Genomic DNA, 18,757 nt, shown 5'->3' with positions numbered 1-18,757 from the left:
AATATTTTAAATTGATGTGACATTATGACATAAAATGTATCTAATATATTGAATAGGAAGATTATTTGAATATAGTTTTTAATTCCTTATATTTGGGTAGTTCTATTTGATACAAAGTAAATCTATAAGTTATAAATCTAAAATTCTAAAAAAAATCATGAGTAAATTTGACGAAAAAGTAGCACAGTATTCTAAGTTTATGGACGATAAAGGTCTAAAGTATAATGCAGACTTATTAAAAGCGGTAACAAAAGGATTAGGCCCTTCTATTTATAAAAGAGATGCTGAAACTGTATCTGGTTCAGATGCAAAAGAATTGTTAACGGTTAAAAATAATTTTTTAATTAAAAAGTTAGGTTTAGCAGATGGTCCTAAATTGGATGAAGCAATTAATAAAGTTGTGGAAGCAATCGGTAAATCTGAAAGAAGTAAATATAGAGCAGTAGTTTATTATATGTTAGCTGTTGAATTTGGTAAAGAGTCTATATACAACTAATATAAATTATATTTTCAATAAAAAAATCCAACTCATTGAGTTGGATTTTTTATTTTTACAACTATTCTTAATTAAACCTTACGAATGTCGCAATTTATTAGTGTTTTTGATATGCTTAAAATAGGTGTTGGACCTTCTAGTTCTCACACGCTTGGACCTTGGCGTGCTGCCGAACAGTGGATTCGCCATTTAAAAGAAAATAATAAGTTTTCTTTAATGGATGCTATTCAGGTTGATTTATACGGATCTCTTTCTCTTACAGGAAAAGGGCATGCCACAGATTTAGCAATACTATTAGGTTTAAGTGAAGCTGACCCAGAATATATACCTATAGAAGATGTTTTTATTATTGTTGATAGAATAAATGAAGAAGAAGAAATTTTATTTAAAGGAGGTAAACGAATTCCTTTTTATAAAAAATCTATTGTATTTAATAAAGAATTTCTTCCTTTTCATGCAAACGGAATTACGTTTAGTGGCTTTTGTAATGGAGATGAGATTTCTACAGAAACCTATTATTCTATAGGAGGTGGGTTTATTGTGCAAGAAAATGATCACCTAGAAGAAGAAATAGAAATCAATAAAAAGAATTTTCCTTATCCAATTAATAGAGCCATTCAGTTAGAGGAATATTGTGAGAAAGATCATCTATCAATTTCTGAAGTTGTTCATTTAAATGAATTAGAACTTAATTCCGCAGAACATATAGATAAAGAATTGCATAGAATTTGGGATACCATGTTAGAGAGCATGTACATTGGCTGCCATACAGAAGGAAGGCTTCCGGGAGGCTTAAATGTAAAAAGGCGTGCTTTTGATACACATCAAAAATTAATAAAAGATACTAGTTATACAAATCCAAAAGAGTGGATTACTGCCATTAGAAGTACAGAAGTAAAATTTAGAGAAATATTAAAATGGGTAAGTTGTTTTGCGCTGTCTGTAAATGAAGTAAATGCGGCTTTGGGTAGAGTGGTTACAGCACCCACAAACGGAAGTGCAGGTGTAATTCCTGCTGTTTTAATGTATTATATGGTGATAGAAAATCACGAAGCAGATTTTAGTCAGGTTAAAAAATTCTTATTAACCGCTGGTGAGATTGGCAGTATTTTTAAGAAGAATGCTACAATATCTGCAGCAATGGGAGGTTGTCAGGCAGAAATAGGAGTGTCTTCTGCAATGGCAGCAGCAGCTTTAACAGAATTGTTGGGGGGTACAGCAGCACAATGTTTGTCGGCCGCAGAAATTGCTATGGAACATCATTTAGGTTTAACCTGCGATCCTATTGGTGGTTTGGTGCAAGTACCATGTATAGAAAGGAATTCTATGGGCGCAATAAAAGCAATTCATGCCGCAGAAATTGCGTTAGAAACAGACCCCAAAGAAGCTTTGGTACATTTAGATAGTGTAATTGACACGATGTGGGAAACTGCTAAAGACATGAATAAAAACTACAAAGAAACCTCAGAAGGTGGTTTGGCAGTTACGGTGAGAATTGTAGATTGTTAGAAATCAGTCGGCAGTCTTCAGTTAGCAGTCAGTTTGTGACTGCTAACTGAAGACTGAAAAACTGTAGACTTTTTTTTAACGTGTAAATACTAAATCATTTCCAGAAGATAATTCTTCAGAAAAACGATATTTATCAACATTAAAACCTTTTAAATCTTCAATTGTTTTAACGTTGTTATCAATAATATAACGCACCATTAAACCACGAGCCATTTTAGCGTAGGTCATTACAATTTTATATTCTCCGTTTTTAAAATCTTTAAAAACAGGTGTAATCATTGGTACTTTTAAAACTTTTTTAGGGATCACTTTAAAGTATTCTGTACTTGCTAGATTTACTAATAACTCACCACCTTTTAACTCTTCATTTAATGAGTTTGCAATAGAGTTATCCCAAAATTTATAAAGATTTTCTGTACTACCAACTTTTAAACGAGTTCCCATTTCTAAACGATAAGGCTGAATTAAATCTAATGGTTTTAACAAACCATACAAACCTGATAAAATTCTTAAATTATTTTGAAGTAATGGTAATTTTTCTTCTTCAATAGAATTTACATCAATTCCTTTAAAAACTGCTCCGGTAAATGCATAAATAGCTTGTTTTGCATTTGTAGTTGTAAAAGGAGTTGACCAAGATTGATTTCTTTCATAATTTAAAGCAGATAAATCATCAGAAATTTTCATCAACTCAGAGATGTTCTTCTTAGAAAGTGTTTTTAGTTTTTTGTTCAATTTATTAGATTGCTCTAAAAAACGAGGTTGTGTGTGTAACGTTGTAGGTACTTTAGATTCAAAATCTAAAGATTTTGCTGGAGATATGATGATTTTCATAGGATGTAATTCAGAAATAATTATAGCATAAAAATACAAAGGATTATAGCTATCTTAAAAGTGTTTTAAGAGTAATATTTAATACTATTATAAGTAAATGTAATAGTGTTAGTTCTTTTTGATAGATAATTTCTATTTAAAGTAAAAAAGAGGTCGTTTAAAAAGTAAGATTTTTATCAATCTGAATATATTTCAGATTCTTATAAAGGTTGAACTTTAGTAAGTTGAGGTATTGAAATAAGTTCAGTACCTTAAGATGTAATCCTTTTTAGATAGCCTCTTTTTTTTAAATTAGTTACTCTAATTCAATATTCTTTGAATTTTCAGAATATGTTCTCCATTTTTCTAAACACTCAGTAATATCGGATGGTACTTCAGAATTAAACTGCATAAACTCTCCTGTTTTTGGATGTGTAAACCCAAGTGTTTTTGCATGTAGCGCTTGTCTAGGTAATACTTTAAAACAATTGTGTACAAATTGTTTGTATTTGGTAAACGTTGTTCCTTTTAAAATATCATCTCCACCATAACGTTCATCATTAAAAAGAGTATGACCAATATGTTTAAAGTGTGCTCTAATTTGGTGTGTTCTACCCGTTTCTAATTTACATTGTACTAAGGTTACATAAGTTAAACGCTCTAAAACTTTGTAATGTGTAACGGCATGTTTTCCGAAATCTCCATCAGGAAAAACAGACATCTGCAAACGGTTTTTTAAACTACGTCCTATATTTCCTTCAATTCTGCCTTCATCTTCTTCTACATTTCCCCAAACTAAGGCGTAATACAAACGCTCCGTAGTTCTGTCGAAAAATTGTTTTGATAAATGAGCTAAGGCAAATTCGGTTTTTGCAACCACCAATAAACCACTGGTGTCTTTATCAATTCTATGCACCAAACCGGGTCTTTCATTAGAATTGGTCGGTAAGTTTTCTATATGGTGAATTAAGCCATTCACCAAAGTCCCAGAGTAGTTTCCATGTCCTGGATGTACTACCATTCCTGCAGGTTTGTTTACTACAATTACAGTGTCATCTTCATAAACAATATCTAACGGAATATCTTCTGCAACCAATAAATTTTCTGCTGGCGGATATGCCAAAACAACTCTAACAACATCATTTGGTTTTACTTTATGATTCGATTTTACAACCGCATCATTCACCAAAATATTTCCTGCTTTAGCAGCTTGTTGAATTTTATTTCTCGTGGCGTTTTCTACAAAATTCATTAAAAATTTATCAACTCTTAAAGGTTCTTGCCCTTCACTAGCCGTAAATCTGTGATGTTCGTATAAATCGTCGTTTTCTATTTCTTGAGGTTGATTTTCTTGCAAAATTTATTTTTATGTTTAAATTGATATTCATTTAAAATATCAAGATTTACCTGTTTGTTTTTTTAATTTTGATAACTGATAACTGATAACTGATAACTGATAACTGATAACTAGTTCCCGTTTCCGTCACCTAAAACCAAATCTACAACAGAGTTTAGTGGTAATTTATCTCCTTGATTTAATATTTTTCCTTTGTAGCGCAATCCACGAACAACATCTTTACCGATATCACTAACAGAAATTGGGTTGGTACCAATATTAAAACCAATAGAGCGTAGGTGAGAAGTTGCTTGTCTTTTTGTTCTACCATTTAAATCGGGTACCGTAACATCTCTATATTTAGAAGGGTTTAATGTTAAGTATATTTTACGTTTTTCTTTAACAAAATCGCCGGTTTCTGGAGATTGCTCAATTACAGATTTTTTTGGATAATCTGGGTTGTAGCTAGCACTATCAATTACAATAAAATCTAAATTAAGTTCTTTTAGCTTTAGGTCTACATCCTCCAAAGACATTTTATGTAAATTAGGAACTTGAATTTTTTGATCGTGATTGGTAGAATATCCTAACCAATATTTTAAGGCAAAAATAAATACCAATAAACCTACAATTGCAATGGCAACTTGTTTAAAGAAGGATTTACTTTTTAGAAATTGAAAAACACTCATTTTTTGATTTTTAGAACGCACAAAGATATAAAAACTAAACGTTGCTATTTCTATAATTATTTTGATAAATTTGTTTTATTATTTTAGAAACCATGAAAAAGAATATTGCTATTGTTATGGGTGGGTATTCATCCGAAGTTAATATTTCCCTTACCAGCGGAAATGTAGTGTACAATCACTTAAATAAAGAGAAATACAATCCTTTTAGAGTCCATATTTTAAAAGATAAATGGGTTGCTTTAGATGCTGCTGATAAAGAGTATCCTATCAATAAAAACGATTTTTCTTTCATTTTAGATGATAAAAAAATCACTTTTACTTGTGTTTTTAACGCAATTCATGGTAATCCTGGAGAAAATGGAGAATTATTAGCTTATTTTAATCTCATTAATTTAAAACACACTTCTGCTCCTTATTATCAAATGGCATTAACGTTTAATAAAAGAGATACGTTAAGTGTTGTTAAAGAATACGGAATAAAAACAGCTGTTTCTATTTATTTAAATAAAGGAGACGTTGTAGATTTAGATAAAATTGTAGCTAAAGTTGGTTTGCCTTGTTTTATAAAACCAAACAATGCGGGTTCTAGTTACGGAATTTCTAAAGCACACACCAAAGAAGCTATTTTACCAGCCATAGAAAAAGCGTATAAAGAAGATTCAGAAATTTTAATAGAGTCCTTTTTAGACGGACCAGAAGTTTCTGTTGGCGTAATTGAATATAAAGGAGCAATAAAAGTATTGCCAATTACAGAAATTGTTACAGAAAATGATTTCTTTGATTATGAAGCCAAATACGAAGGAAAATCGCAAGAGATTACTCCTGCAAGAATAACCATAAGAGAAAAGACGAAAGTAGAAGAGATTGCTAAAAAAGTATATGGAATTTTAAACATGTCTGGTTTTTCACGATCAGAATATATTTTAGTAGAAGGAGTGCCACATTTCTTAGAAATGAATACGGTGCCAGGTTTAACAGAAAATAGTATTTTACCACAACAAGCAAAAGCAGCAGGAATATCATTAGAAGAGTTATTTGACAATGCCATACAATCTGCTCTTAAATAGAGAGTGTTTTTAGAGACAAGATGATGTTGAACCACGAGGCAAGATAATCACTGTTGTGAGATTGAGACAGGATGTTTTTGAACCACGAAACAAGATTATCACTGTTGTGTCATTGAATCAGGATATTTTTGAGACAAGATTTTTTTTGAAAAAAGAAGTAAAAACTAATTTATGTATATTGTAGAAACCAGAATAATTCTTGGTTCTTGGTTCAAAAGCATCAAAAAAATCAAAAACATAACAAAGCTATGAAAAGACATAATTTTAAAAAGTTACAAATTTGGCAAGAAGCAATAGAATTAGTTACCTTAAACTATAAATTCACGTCAACTTTACCTGATTTTGAAAAATTTGGTTTGGTGAGTCAATTAAACAGATGTGCTGTTTCTATTCCTTCTAATATATCCGAAGGAACAAGTAAAAGGACTAATAAACATTTTGTTACTTTTTTAGAACATAGTTTAGGTTCTGCTTTTGAATGGGAGACACAAATTATAATTTGTAATAATTTAAATTTTATGTCTCATGAAACTTTTCTCGATTTAGAAAAAAGAATTCAAAAATTACAACAAAAAATATCAAATTTCATAGACTCTTTAGATAAGTGATTTTATTATAAAGTAAGAATATTGAAAGATTCATTATCTGTCGTGTTTCATGTGTCAAAATTATCAAAATTATCAAATTTTAAAAAAAAAATGAAGAGAGCAATTTTCCCCGGATCCTTTGATCCAATAACATTAGGTCATTTTGATATCATTGAAAGAGGTGTAAAATTGTTCGATGAACTTATTATCGCTATTGGTGTAAATGCTGATAAAAATTACATGTTTACTTTAGAGGAACGTAAAAAATTTATTGAAGATTGTTTTGCGCACGAACCTAAAATAAAGGTGGTCACTTATAAAGGTTTAACAGTTCATTTTTGTCAAGAAAATAATGTCGATTTTATTTTAAGAGGTTTAAGAAATCCCGCAGATTTTGAGTTCGAAAAAGCCATTGCACATACAAACCGAGATTTAGGTCCCATTGAAACCGTATTTTTATTAACGGCTGCAAGTACATCTTACATATCATCATCAATTGTAAGAGATGTAATTAGAAATGATGGAGATTATACCAAATTAGTACCTAAAACGGTAAGAGTTAAATAAATATGTATAAAATATTTAAAACAATACTTTTTTTTACTGTTTTATGGTTGCTGTTTTCTTGTGATAATTCTTCCAATAAAAATAAAGATTTTACAACACTTTTCGAAAAATTAGAAGGAACCGAAACCCCAGAATACAAAGAGGTAATTTCTTATTATAAAGAGTTAGCAGACGAGTATGCTTCTGTTTCTTTATTTTCTTTCGGACAAACAGATTCCGGAGAGCCTTTGCATCTTGTTGTTTACAATAGGGAAGGTGTTTTTAATGTTGATGAAATTAAAGAATCACCAAAAAATAGAATTTTAATTAATAACGGAATTCACCCAGGAGAATCAGACGGAATTGATGCGTCCATGTTATTGCTTAGAGACCTCGTACAAAACGATTCCTTAATAGAGAAATATAAAAACACTATTATTTGTGTCATTCCGGTTTATAATGTAGGCGGTGCTTTAAATAGAAATTCTCATACAAGGGCAAATCAAAACGGACCAAAAGAATATGGTTTTAGAGGAAATGCCAGAAACTACGATTTAAATAGAGATTTTATAAAACAAGACACTAAAAATGCAGCCGCTTTTGCAGAAATTTTTCATGCGGTTAATCCAGATGTTTTTATAGACAATCATGTAAGTAATGGTGCCGATTATCAATATGCAATTACACATTTATTTACACAACACAATAAATTAGGTGGCGGTTTAGGTACTTTTATAGAAACGAAAATGCGTCCGAGTTTAGAGAATTTGTTACTTAAAAAAGGAATTTCAATTACTCCGTATGTTAATGTTTGGGGTACCACACCAGAAGACGGTTGGTCTCAGTTTTTCGATTCGCCAAGATATTCTACGGGTTACACAACCTTATTTAATACCTTAGGATTGATGGTAGAAACGCACATGCTAAAACCATATAAGTTAAGAGTAGCTCAAACCTATCAATTGCTGTTTTCTGCGTTAGATTTTACTGAAGAAAATTCTGCAGAAATTAAAGAATTAAGAGCAAATGCTATGGCTGAGGTTTTGGCAAATAAAACCTATCCTATTGCTTTTAAGGTGGATACAAAAAAACCGACAGAATTACAGTTTAAAGGATACCAAGGAGAATATATAGATAGTAAAGCAACCACAGGAAAAAGGTTGTTTTATGATAGAACAAAACCATATACAAAATCGGTAAAATATTACAATAATTTTGAGACAACAAAGTCTGTAGCAATCCCGAAAGCCTATATTTTACAAAAAGGTTGGCATAAAATTATAGATCGATTAAAGAACAATCAAATAAAGTTTATACGTTTTAAAAACGATACCACAATTGAAGTGGAAGTGAATCATATTGCTGAATTTGAAACTCGAAAAACAGCCTATGAAGGTCATTATTTACATTATAATACTACTGTAAATCTGTCTACTGAAAATTTTCAATTTAGAAAAGGAGACATTTATATTCCTACACATCAAAACGGAGTGCGTTATTTGTTAGAAACGTTAGAAGCAGCAGCAACAGATTCGTTTTTTAATTGGAATTTTTTCGATACTGTTTTACAACAAAAAGAAGGCTATTCTGCCTATGTTTTTGAAGATATAGCAGCACAATTTTTGATTGATAACCCATCTGTAAAAAAGGAGTTTGAAGAAAAATTAAAATCGGATACTGAGTTTGCTAAGAACCCAAGAGAACAATTAAACTATATCTACAAAAAATCACCTTATTACGAACCAGTTCATTTGAGATTGCCAATTTTTAAAACATTTTAATTTATGAAATTACTACCAATATTTCTATTATCAATATTTTTCTTCGGATGTAAAACCGTAACTAAAAAAACAGCAACTGTTAAAAAAGACACCATGACTACTTCTTTTTATGTTGGTACATATACCCAAAAAGATTCTAAAGGAATTTATGAATATGAACTTTCAGAAAAAGGAGCGTTAAAAAAAATAGGATTGGTTGCAGAAACCGTAAATCCTACTTTTTTAGCAAAATCTAAAGATCAAAAAACACTTTTTGCGGTTGGAGAAACCAACGTAAACGGAACAGGGTTTATAAAGTCTTTTAAAATTGAAGGGGATTCTTTGGTATTAATTAGCAAAGAAGAATCTGGTGGAGCAGGACCTTGTTTTGTTGCCATAAATGAAGATAATTATATTGTAACCGCAAATTACGGTGGCGGAAGTGTAGGTTTACTAAAAGCAGATACGTCAGGGAAATTATCTACGTTATTAAACGTACAACAACATGTTGGTAAAGGAACAACCAAAAGACAAAAAGGACCTCATGCACATTCAGCTTGGTTTCATCCAACAAAAAAAGAAGTTATTTCTGTAGATTTAGGAACCAATGAATTATTGTTTTCTACCATAGATTCTCAAAAAAATGAATTAGTTCCTACCAAACAAGCATCTTTAAAAATGGCAGACGGAGCAGGACCAAGACATGTAACGTTTCATCCAAATAATAAATGGATCTATGTTTTAAATGAATTGAACAACACGGTTTCTTTAGTAAAAGAAAAAGAAGGGAATTATTATGTAGATTCTTCAATAGCTACATTACCAAAGGATTTTACAACGTTTAGTAAAGCAGCAGATATTCATATTACTAAAGATGGAAAATTTTTGTATGCTTCAAATCGCGGACATGAATCGATTGTTATTTATGCCGTGAATTCAGAAAACGGAACATTAACAACAATTGGTTACGAACCTGTTTTAGGAAAAAACCCACGTAATTTTTCATTGTCTCCTGATGAAAAGTTTCTATTAGTTGCCAATCAAGACACCAATAATATTGTTTCTTTTAAAAGAGATGTTGTTACAGGGAAATTAACTTTTGTAAATGAAGTTGCTGCGCCAATGCCAGTTTGTATTTTATTTTAGTTCTTTTTATAGTTACAATTCCGATAGTGCATTGTCAGTCTGATCTTGTCGAAGACTTTTTAGCGTGTTAAAGATCTTTCGACAAGCTCAGGAGGACATTGTGAATTTAAATTGGTTTCATTCTTTACACACAAAACCTATGTTTATTATGTGTCTATGTGGTCAATTTTTTTAAGAGTTGACTGTTCGAGCGCAGTCGAGAACAATTCGATATTTAATGAAGTAAAAAATTATTTTATTCGTAACTTGTAATCTCTAAAATCAATTTTAAAAAACACATGCTTTTAATTTTAATTAATTGGATTTATATTTTTATTTCCTCCTTAAGCTTTGGTTTTTTACTAAAAAAACTTTTTAAAATTGAATCCCATAATTTTACCATTCACCATATTTTAGGCCTATTTTCAATTACATTATTTAGTTGGTGCTATGCTTTTTTCTTTGCTTTAGATCTTGTTTTTTATGGTATTATGTCTAGCATAACAATTGCAGGTTTATGGCTTTTTAAGAGTGATATTAAAACACATTTTACCCAATTTAAAAATAGTTGGATCTTATTTAGCAAAACGTATAAACTAGGACTCCTTTTTATTTTTAGCATTGCGTTGGCAATGTCTTCGGTTACGCCTTCCATTTTTGATAATGAAAGTTATTATATACAAACCATTAAGTGGTTAAATGAATATGGTTTTGTAAAAGGGTTGGGGAATTTGCATATCTTTTTTGCCCAAATGTCTAGTTGGCATATTTTGCAAGCAACGTTTACTTTTCCGTTTTTAGAAACGAATTTCAATGATTTGAATGGCTATTTCTTAGTCATTTTTTCTTTTTTCTGCGTTCAACAATTGCATCAGTATAAAACAAGTAAAAAGATAAATCAATTGTATGTAGGTAGTGTGTTGGTTGGCTTGCCTTTTATCATCTTTTTTATCAATGCACCATCACCAGATTTACCAGTTTTTTTAATCAGTCAGTTGTTGTTTTATCTTTTTATAAAACATTTTAAGGAGATTGATTACTCTCGTTTTATGCTTATTTTATTACTAACAATTTTCTTATGTGTCATAAAAATAACCACTTGTGTGTTGGTTTTATTACCCATTATTTTATTGGTAAAACACTATAGTCTCTTAAAAGGTAAGTTGGTAAAACCAATACTCTTCTCTTTTTTTGTGTTGGTGTTGTTTTTAATGAAAAATGTATTTCTTACGGGATACTTGTTATATCCATTACAAATTTTAGATGTTTTAAATGTAGATTGGAAAGTGCCAACAGCACTCATTCAATTGTTTAAAGTAGGGACGTATAATGCTGCTTTCGATTATCAAGAATTAGCAAACCTTTCTACCTCTCAATTGTTTATTGCTTGGATAACCTCGTTTAAATTCAATGGAATTATCAATATCATATTTACGACGCTTCTAATTTCTTTTCCTTTTTTATGGTATTTTAAAAGTAAAGAAAAAGCAGTGTTTATATTGTATGTAATTGGTGTTTTACATTTTGTATTGGCTTGGATTTTTTCTCCTCAATACCGTTTTTTCTTTTTTTATATGTTATTCTTTGCCATGCAAATTTGTGTTTGGTTTTTTAGAAAAGAAAAAACAATTGTATTTTTTATGGCTGTGAGTTTGTTATTAAGTTTGGTTCCTTTTTTAACAGAATTAAAACTCAGTAATTATACCACCATTAAAAAAACGAATACAAAAACAAGTCTTTTAAAATTTGAAAATATTTTAGAACCAAATGTAAATTCTAGTATGAGTCCCGATTTTGAAGAACAGATAGAAAATGGGTTTCACTATAATTCGCCAACAAAAGAAAGTTATTTCTGGACTGCAGGGAATACTCCTTTGCCAGCTGTAAATACTAAACAAATTGACTTTATCAAAAAATATTATAAAATTGTTCCGAGTTTAAGAACTGAGGATGTTGGAGATGGTTTTAAGAGTGTGGATTGTGAGTAAAGTTTTTGATTAAAAATAGTAAAATGAGCTTGATTTTTATATTATATAGAAAAGCAAATTGGGAGTTTTCTTTTGTTCCTTTTTGGAGCTTTTAACTTGTTTTTAAATACTTAAAAGTTTAATTTCGTCAAAAGTAGGTTTTGAATAATATCATAAAAATTTAAATGAAAAAAGTTGAAGTTGTAGCTGCAATAATTTGTTTTGAAAATGAAATTTTTTGTGTACAAAGACCAAAAAATAAGTTAAGTTATATTTCCCGGAAGTTTGAATTCCCAGGTGGGAAAATTGAAAAAGGAGAAACTGAAAAAGAAGCTTTAAAAAGAGAGCTTATTGAAGAGTTGAACTTTATTCCAACTAAAATAGATGACTTATTTGTAACTGTTATTCATAAATATCCTGATTTTGAATTAAAAATGCACAGTTTTAAATGTTATTCAGAGACAAAAGACATACAATTAAATGAACATATTTCTTCTGAATGGTTAGCAATAAAAGATATCGATAAACTGGATTGGGCTGAAGCGGATATTCCTATAGTTAACAAACTAATTGAAGATGAATAAAGTTTTTAATGATAGTTTTAAAAACAGTTTACTTACAGGGTTTATTGATAAAGATTTAGATTCTGAGGCTCTTTATCAACCAGAGTTACTTGTAAATAGAAAAATTCCAAGGAAAAAAGTTTTATCAACAATTATAAAAGAGCTAGAAAACTGTGAAAGCTTTTATATTTCTGTTGCATTTGTTACAACAAGCGGTGTTGCAGCATTAATAAATACTTTTAAAATTCTTGATGATAAAGGTGTCAAAGGAAAAATACTTGTTTCTCAATATTTAAACTTTACACAACCTGAAGCTTTAAAAAGGCTATCTCAGTTTAAGAACATAGAATTAAAAATAGTAACTAAAGAAAATTCACACTCTAAAGGTTATATTTTTAAACATTCAGATTATTATAATTTAGTAATTGGAAGTAGTAATTTAACTTCTTCGGCATTATCTACTAATAAAGAATGGAATATGAAAGTTTCTGCAAGAAACTCAAGTTCTATAGTAGATAAAGTAATCACTGAATTTCAAGATGATTTTAGAATAGGAGAAATTGTAAATGAAGCTTATATAGAAAAATATGAAGCTATTTATAAAAAGCAATTTCTAGTTTATAAAAAGAGTGAAGAAGAGTTTTCTAAAGAACTTAACTTAGAAGTAATTCCAAACTCAATGCAAAAAGAAGCATTAGAGAATTTAGAAAACTTACGAGAGAAAAACAACAAAGCGTTAATAATATCTGCAACTGGAACAGGTAAAACATTTTTAGCAGCTTTTGATGCGAAAGCATTTAACCCGAAAAAACTATTATTTGTTGTTCACAGGTTAAACATTGCAAAAAAGGCAATGGAAACCTTTCAAACTATTTTTGGAGACAGTAAAACAATGGGATTGTACTCTGGGCAACAAAGGGAATTAGATAAGGATTTTGTTTTTTCAACAGTACAAACTATTTCAAAAACAAATCATCTAGAACAATTTGAAAACGATTTTTTCGACTACATAATTATAGATGAATCACATCGTTCAGGAGCAGATTCTTACGTTCGATTGATAGAGTATTTCAATCCTAAGTTTCTTCTAGGAATGACGGCAACACCTGACAGAACTGATGACAAAGATATTTACAGTCTTTTTGACCATAATATAGCATATGAAATTAGACTGAATAAAGCAATGGAAGAGAACATGCTTATTCCCTTTCATTATTATGGTGTAACAGATTTAAGTTTAAATGATGAAGTACTTGAAAAAGAATCAGATTTTAGGCTTTTAACAGCAAATGAAAGAGTTTCAAAGATTATTTCAAAAATTGAATTTTATGGTTCGGATAATGGCATAACTAGAGGATTGGTTTTTTGTTCATTTAAAAATGAAGCAAAAGAATTGTCTGAAAAATTTAATGAAATAGGTTATAAGACGGTTGCTTTAACAGGAGACAGTTCCGAAGATGAAAGAGCAAAGGCAATAGAACTATTAGAAAGTGATAATTTATCTATAAAACTAGACTACATATTTACTGTTGATATTTTTAATGAAGGAATAGATATTCCTAAAATTAATCAAGTTATAATGATTCGTCCAACACAATCAGCAATAATATTTATTCAACAATTAGGAAGAGGTTTAAGGAAAACTGACAATAAATATTATTTAACTGTCATTGACTTTATTGGTAATTATAAAAACAATTATTTAATTCCAATAGCTTTATATGGAGACACTTCTTTTAATAAAGATAAAATTAGAAAGTTAATTTCTGAAGGTAGTAGTATGATTCCAGGAGAATCTACTATTAATTTTGATGAAATTACGAAAGAAAGAATATATGCTTCAATTGATTCTGCAAAGATGCAATTGCTTACGGATTTAAAAATAGATTACAATAACTTAAAAAGCAGAATTGGACGAATTCCAATGATGATGGATTTTGTAAGGAATGAAGCTAGAGAGCCATTTTCATTCATTGAATATTCTAAGTCATATTATAATTTTATCAATAAAGTTGATAAGTCATTTGACAAAAAGTTAGATGCAAAATACTCTGAATTATTAGAACTTTTTTCAAAAGAGATAAATAATGCAAAAAGGGTTGAAGAAAGTTTTATTTTAAAAGAATTACTTTGTAGAAATGAACTGAGTGTTTCAAAACTGAATGAAATTATATTTGATAAATATCAATATAAACCAAGTTTAGAAACTATTAAATCTTGTATTTCAAACATCAATTTTGGCTTTATTCGAAAGGAAGAGGAAATCATATTTCTAGAAAATGATGTACTCAAATTGCATGATGAATTTTTAAAGATACTATCTAACGATATTTTTAAAGAATTTCTTCTGGACTCAATAAAGTATTCAATTAATACTTTCAATAATAATTTTGAAAAAGATCTTTATAAAGATGGATTGTTGTTGTTTAATAAATACAGCCGTAAGGATGTTTGTAGATTGTTAAACTGGGAAAATGATATAAGTAGCACTGTTTATGGCTACAGAACAAGAAATGAAATCACTCCCTGTTTCGTTACTTATCATAAATCTGATGATATTGAAGATACTATAAAATATAACGATTACTTTGTTTCTCCTTCAGTTTTTGCTTGGGAGTCAAGGTCAAACAGGAAACTTTCTAGTAATGAAATAAAGAATGTAATCAATTCAAAACGCATACTATTGTTTGTGAAAAAAGAAGATGCGGAAGGAACTGATTTTTATTTTATGGGTGACGCATCAATTATTAAAGATTCTATTCAGCAAGCAGAAATGCCTGAATCTGGAAAACCAGTTGTTCATTTTAAATTCCAATTGGAACAACCTGTAAAAGATGATTTGTATAATTATATAACATCTATCAATAGGAAAAAAGAACCTTTAACCATAGTAAAGCCTGAAGAACAATTAGGTAAAAAAGAAGTAGAACTAAAATTATCAGAATTCACAATTCCTTTATATGATTTCTACGCAGCAGCAGGAAGCTTTAGTGAAATGCAAGATGAAAGAGAATACAATTTAACATCAGCTCCTGAAAAATACGCTACAGATGATTATTTCGCTTGTAAAGTGATTGGAGAATCAATGAATAAGATTATTCCTAATAATTCAATATGCATATTCAAAAAAAATGTAAGTGGTTCTCGTAGTGGAAAAATTTTATTAATTGAAAATAGAGACTCATTTGATCCTGATTTTAATTCGGCTTTTACTGTTAAAACATATTCAAGCGAGAAAACAGTTTCTGAAGAAGGTTGGCAGCATGATGCAATTGTATTAAAACCTAATTCTTATGATAAGAGTTTTGAAAATATAATCTTAAATGAAGATAATATTACTGAAATGAGAGTTATTGGGGAATTTGTCGAAGTTTTAAATTAACTTTAATGTTGTCGAATTAGATGCCTATAAAAATTGTAAAACGAAAACGGCAAACACTGTCTGCGAAATTTAAAAAATCGAAAATAATGTTGCCGAATTTTCTAAACAAAAAAAGGTTAGACATTGTCTAACCTTTTTTATATAATATACTAAATACCTTTCTCTAAAACTTATATTCCCCTAACGGTTTAGGGAAATCCTCTGGATTTGCAGCTAAATGATAACGAGGATCATCGATATCTTCTAAGATGACATCTTTAAAAACTGGGCTCGATTTAAATAGCAACAATTTACAATCTTCACTTAAGTGTTTTAGTGTAATTTTTTTGCCTGCAGCTTGGTATTTTTCAACCAAATTAAAAATAGCTTCTATAGCAGAATGGTCAGAAACACGTGCTTCTACAAAATCTATTTCTACTACATCAGGATCATTTTTTATATCAAACTTACCGTTAAACTCAGTGATACTTCCAAAGAAAAGAGGACCCCAAATTTCATAAATTTTTGTTCCGTCTTCTTTAAAACGTTTTCTAGCTCTAATTTTTTTAGCACTTGTCCAAGCAAAAGATAAAGCAGAAATAATAACCCCAACAAAAACAGCAATTGCTAAATCAAAGAAAACCGTTACGGCAGAAACTATGATTAATACAGCAGCATCAGACATTGGTATTTTCTTTAAGATTCTAAAACTAGACCAAGCAAAGGTTTCAATCACCATCATAAACATTACCCCAACAAGTGCAGCGATTGGTACTTGTTCAATATATTTATCAGCAAATAAAATAAAGGTAAGTAGTGTTAATGCCATCATAATACCAGACAAACGTCCGCGTCCGCCAGCATTAATATTTATAACTGTTTGTCCAATCATTCCACAACCACCCGTTCCGCCAAAGGCACCACTAACAATGTTTCCTGCTCCTTGGGCAATACATTCTCTATTTCCGTTTCCTCTAGTTTCTGTTAATTCATCAACCAAATTCATGGTCATTAAGGTTTCTATTAAACCAACTGATGCCGCTAAAAAAGCATACGGAGCAATAAATTTTAAAGTATCTAAGTTAAAAGGAAGGTTGCTCCACAGTTCTACAACATTTAAGTTTTTAGAAAGTTCTGCAATTCCGTTTAAACCAGCACCACCACCATTTCTAATAAAATCTCCAACATTAATAGAGCCTAAACCACTAAAAATAGAAATTAAAGTAACAATTAAAATAGCTGTTAAGGCTGCCGGAATTTTTGTAGTTAATTTAGGTAAACCCCAAACAATAAACATGGTTAATAATACCAAACCAATCATTATATATAAAGTATTTCCTTGCATGGTTGTTTTTACAACACCACTATCTTTTACAGAATAAAAGCCTTCATCCGAAGCATTAAAAACTACCTTTTTAGTTTTTGCATCAAAAACCTGACCGTCTGAGACTACAAATACTTCTTGGTTTGTATTGCTGTTTTTAACAGAAGTACCATCAATAGTAAATAATACCGTATCAGACATTAAATCTTTTACTTGGTTGTTAGAAACCTTATAAACCAATTCTTTAGAGGCTGTTTTACGCATGTTTTGTCCGAAGAAATCTTTCTTATTCTCTTTAAACATACCCAATTGCGCCATAAAAATAACGATGGCCAAACCGTTTACAAATCCCATCATTACAGGATGAGGAATTAAACGTACAAATTTTCCTAATTTAAAAATACCAGCAAATATTTGTATTACACCCATTAATACTACGGCGGCTAAGAGATAAAAGTAGCCCATGTTTTCTACTGGGTTGTCAAATAGCAATCCTTTTGCATGTCCTTCTTGTATCATGTGTACAAAAATTACTGCTACGGCACCTGCAGCCCCAGAGATTAAACCTGGTCTTCCACCAAAAGAGGCTGAAATAATTCCTACTACAAAAGCACCAAATAATGCCACAATCGGACTTATTTGTGCTACAAAGGCAAAAGCGACAACTTCTGGTATCATTGCTAGGGAAACGGTTATTCCTGCAAGGACATCATCTTTTGCATTTGGTAATATTTTTCTAATAAAATCAGTCATAATTTGGGTAATTTTTCAAGTCGGCAAAGATAGAAGGTTTTTTTAGAAAACTATCCTTGATTTTAAAGTATCGTTAATTCCTATAAATTTACTGATCAGATAAGTAAGTGCTCAATATCTTAATTTGCAATACCTAATTATAAAATACTTTATGAGATAAAGAGAAAAGGTAGGTTTTAAAATTTTAAAAGGACTAAAATAGGACCAACTATTTTTATGAACTTCTAAGCATATAGCAGTTGTTGTCTGCACTTAAATACAAGTATCTATATATGCTTGATATACCAAATGTATATTGGCATAGGTATTTTTTAAAGCAGTCTTAATTTCTGATTTATTTTTAAAACCAACTTCTGTAATTCCTTCTTCTAGTTGAGGGGTTAACGTATCTGAATAATCAGAAGACATTAAAAACCAATAGGTTTGTTTTAGTTTTATTCCTTTATGAAAATAAATATGATAGGTAGTAATTAAAGGTTGGCGAAGTGTAAGATTTGTAATGCCACACTCTTCTTCTACCTCTCTAATTGCTGCGGTTTCTATTGTTTCTCCTTTTTCAACCCAACCTTTTGGTAAATCCCAAATACCATTTCTATAAATAAATAGTACGTTGTTTTCTGGGTTTAAAACCAATCCGCCAGCGGCGGGAATGAGTTTCATATTACTTAAAAAAGATTTCCAATCTTGCTCTAAGTCTGTAGAGTATAAATTAATCCCTTTAAGCTCATTATTCCTTAATTTATCTATGATTTCTAAAATAACTACATTCTTAAAATTGTAAACAGGAAAAATATTTTCTTTTTTTGTAGAAGAAGTGATAATTATTGGCGAATCATTTACAAAAACTTTATACATTTGCGA

At 30.1% G+C, this 18,757-nt stretch carries 15 protein-coding genes; 10 read left to right on the top strand and 5 right to left on the bottom strand.

Features of this window, described 5'->3' with window-relative positions; translation table 11 throughout:
- Positions 1 to 157 precede the first annotated feature (157 nt).
- Positions 158 to 496: a DUF2853 family protein gene (locus JOP69_RS08030; protein ID WP_203393946.1), complete on the top strand. Its 339-nt coding sequence runs from the start codon at positions 158 to 160 to the stop codon at positions 494 to 496.
- Positions 497 to 580: 84 nt separating this feature from the next.
- Positions 581 to 2,005, top strand: coding sequence for an L-serine ammonia-lyase (locus JOP69_RS08025; RefSeq protein ID WP_203393947.1), 1,425 nt, complete (start codon positions 581 to 583; stop codon positions 2,003 to 2,005).
- Positions 2,006 to 2,080: 75 nt separating this feature from the next.
- Here the strand turns inward: JOP69_RS08025 and yaaA are convergent, their stop codons facing one another.
- The 3 genes from yaaA to JOP69_RS08010 form a co-directional block, all read right to left on the bottom strand.
- Complete coding sequence (gene yaaA / locus JOP69_RS08020; RefSeq protein WP_203393948.1) at positions 2,081 to 2,839, bottom strand: peroxide stress protein YaaA; 759 nt, start codon at positions 2,837 to 2,839, stop codon at positions 2,081 to 2,083.
- Positions 2,840 to 3,134: 295 nt separating this feature from the next.
- Positions 3,135 to 4,175, bottom strand: coding sequence for an RluA family pseudouridine synthase (locus JOP69_RS08015; RefSeq protein WP_203393949.1), 1,041 nt, complete (start codon positions 4,173 to 4,175; stop codon positions 3,135 to 3,137).
- A 110-nt stretch (positions 4,176 to 4,285) separates the two neighbouring features.
- Complete coding sequence (locus JOP69_RS08010; RefSeq protein WP_203393950.1) at positions 4,286 to 4,843, bottom strand: PASTA domain-containing protein; 558 nt, start codon at positions 4,841 to 4,843, stop codon at positions 4,286 to 4,288.
- Positions 4,844 to 4,935: 92 nt separating this feature from the next.
- On the opposite strand from JOP69_RS08010, the gene JOP69_RS08005 reads away from it, so the two are divergent.
- The 8 genes from JOP69_RS08005 to JOP69_RS07970 all read left to right on the top strand — a co-directional run bounded on the left by JOP69_RS08005 (position 4,936) and on the right by JOP69_RS07970 (position 15,840).
- Positions 4,936 to 5,910, top strand: a complete 975-nt coding sequence (locus tag JOP69_RS08005; RefSeq protein WP_203393951.1) for a D-alanine--D-alanine ligase — start codon at positions 4,936 to 4,938, stop codon at positions 5,908 to 5,910.
- A 248-nt stretch (positions 5,911 to 6,158) separates the two neighbouring features.
- Positions 6,159 to 6,518, top strand: coding sequence for a four helix bundle protein (locus tag JOP69_RS08000; protein ID WP_203393952.1), 360 nt, complete (start codon positions 6,159 to 6,161; stop codon positions 6,516 to 6,518).
- Positions 6,519 to 6,608: 90 nt separating this feature from the next.
- Positions 6,609 to 7,064 (top strand): pantetheine-phosphate adenylyltransferase, encoded by a 456-nt coding sequence (coaD, locus tag JOP69_RS07995; protein WP_203393953.1) that lies wholly within the window; start codon positions 6,609 to 6,611, stop codon positions 7,062 to 7,064.
- Between the two features lie 2 nt (positions 7,065 to 7,066).
- Positions 7,067 to 8,824, top strand: a complete 1,758-nt coding sequence (locus tag JOP69_RS07990; protein ID WP_203393954.1) for a M14 family metallopeptidase — start codon at positions 7,067 to 7,069, stop codon at positions 8,822 to 8,824.
- 3 nt (positions 8,825 to 8,827) lie between these two features.
- Positions 8,828 to 9,949, top strand: a complete 1,122-nt coding sequence (locus JOP69_RS07985) for a lactonase family protein (RefSeq protein WP_203393955.1) — start codon at positions 8,828 to 8,830, stop codon at positions 9,947 to 9,949.
- A gap of 470 nt (positions 9,950 to 10,419) precedes the next feature.
- Positions 10,420 to 11,916, top strand: coding sequence for a hypothetical protein (locus JOP69_RS07980; protein WP_203393956.1), 1,497 nt, complete (start codon positions 10,420 to 10,422; stop codon positions 11,914 to 11,916).
- Between the two features lie 164 nt (positions 11,917 to 12,080).
- Complete coding sequence (locus JOP69_RS07975; RefSeq protein WP_203393957.1) at positions 12,081 to 12,479, top strand: (deoxy)nucleoside triphosphate pyrophosphohydrolase; 399 nt, start codon at positions 12,081 to 12,083, stop codon at positions 12,477 to 12,479.
- Complete coding sequence (locus tag JOP69_RS07970) at positions 12,472 to 15,840, top strand: DUF3427 domain-containing protein (RefSeq protein WP_203393958.1); 3,369 nt, start codon at positions 12,472 to 12,474, stop codon at positions 15,838 to 15,840. Before JOP69_RS07975 ends, JOP69_RS07970 begins: the two co-directional genes overlap by 8 nt.
- Positions 15,841 to 16,003: 163 nt before the next feature.
- Here JOP69_RS07970 and JOP69_RS07965 read toward each other — a convergent pair whose 3' ends face one another.
- Positions 16,004 to 17,896 carry a SulP family inorganic anion transporter gene (locus tag JOP69_RS07965; RefSeq protein WP_203393959.1) on the bottom strand — a complete coding sequence of 631 codons (1,893 nt, stop codon included), beginning with the start codon at positions 17,894 to 17,896 and terminating at the stop codon, positions 16,004 to 16,006.
- Between the two features lie 252 nt (positions 17,897 to 18,148).
- Positions 18,149 to 18,751, bottom strand: coding sequence for an NUDIX hydrolase (locus JOP69_RS07960; RefSeq protein ID WP_203393960.1), 603 nt, complete (start codon positions 18,749 to 18,751; stop codon positions 18,149 to 18,151).
- Between the last annotated feature and the right edge of the window lie 6 nt (positions 18,752 to 18,757).

Origin of the sequence: Polaribacter sp. Q13, assembly GCF_016858305.2 — a bacterium.
Lineage (GTDB): Bacteria > Bacteroidota > Bacteroidia > Flavobacteriales > Flavobacteriaceae > Polaribacter.
This window is presented reverse-complemented; position numbering and strand designations above follow the sequence as displayed.

Coding starts and splice junctions, on each gene's coding strand:
- JOP69_RS08030 (WP_203393946.1), top strand. CDS start 158: ATGAGTAAATTTGACGAAAAAGTAGCACAGTATTCTAAGTTTATGGAC.
- JOP69_RS08025 (WP_203393947.1), top strand. CDS start 581: ATGTCGCAATTTATTAGTGTTTTTGATATGCTTAAAATAGGTGTTGGA.
- yaaA (WP_203393948.1), bottom strand. CDS start 2,839: ATGAAAATCATCATATCTCCAGCAAAATCTTTAGATTTTGAATCTAAA.
- JOP69_RS08010 (WP_203393950.1), bottom strand. CDS start 4,843: ATGAGTGTTTTTCAATTTCTAAAAAGTAAATCCTTCTTTAAACAAGTT.
- JOP69_RS08005 (WP_203393951.1), top strand. CDS start 4,936: ATGAAAAAGAATATTGCTATTGTTATGGGTGGGTATTCATCCGAAGTT.
- JOP69_RS08000 (WP_203393952.1), top strand. CDS start 6,159: ATGAAAAGACATAATTTTAAAAAGTTACAAATTTGGCAAGAAGCAATA.
- coaD (WP_203393953.1), top strand. CDS start 6,609: ATGAAGAGAGCAATTTTCCCCGGATCCTTTGATCCAATAACATTAGGT.
- JOP69_RS07990 (WP_203393954.1), top strand. CDS start 7,067: ATGTATAAAATATTTAAAACAATACTTTTTTTTACTGTTTTATGGTTG.
- JOP69_RS07985 (WP_203393955.1), top strand. CDS start 8,828: ATGAAATTACTACCAATATTTCTATTATCAATATTTTTCTTCGGATGT.
- JOP69_RS07980 (WP_203393956.1), top strand. CDS start 10,420: ATGTCTAGCATAACAATTGCAGGTTTATGGCTTTTTAAGAGTGATATT.
- JOP69_RS07975 (WP_203393957.1), top strand. CDS start 12,081: ATGAAAAAAGTTGAAGTTGTAGCTGCAATAATTTGTTTTGAAAATGAA.
- JOP69_RS07970 (WP_203393958.1), top strand. CDS start 12,472: ATGAATAAAGTTTTTAATGATAGTTTTAAAAACAGTTTACTTACAGGG.
- JOP69_RS07965 (WP_203393959.1), bottom strand. CDS start 17,896: ATGACTGATTTTATTAGAAAAATATTACCAAATGCAAAAGATGATGTC.
- JOP69_RS07960 (WP_203393960.1), bottom strand. CDS start 18,751: ATGTATAAAGTTTTTGTAAATGATTCGCCAATAATTATCACTTCTTCT.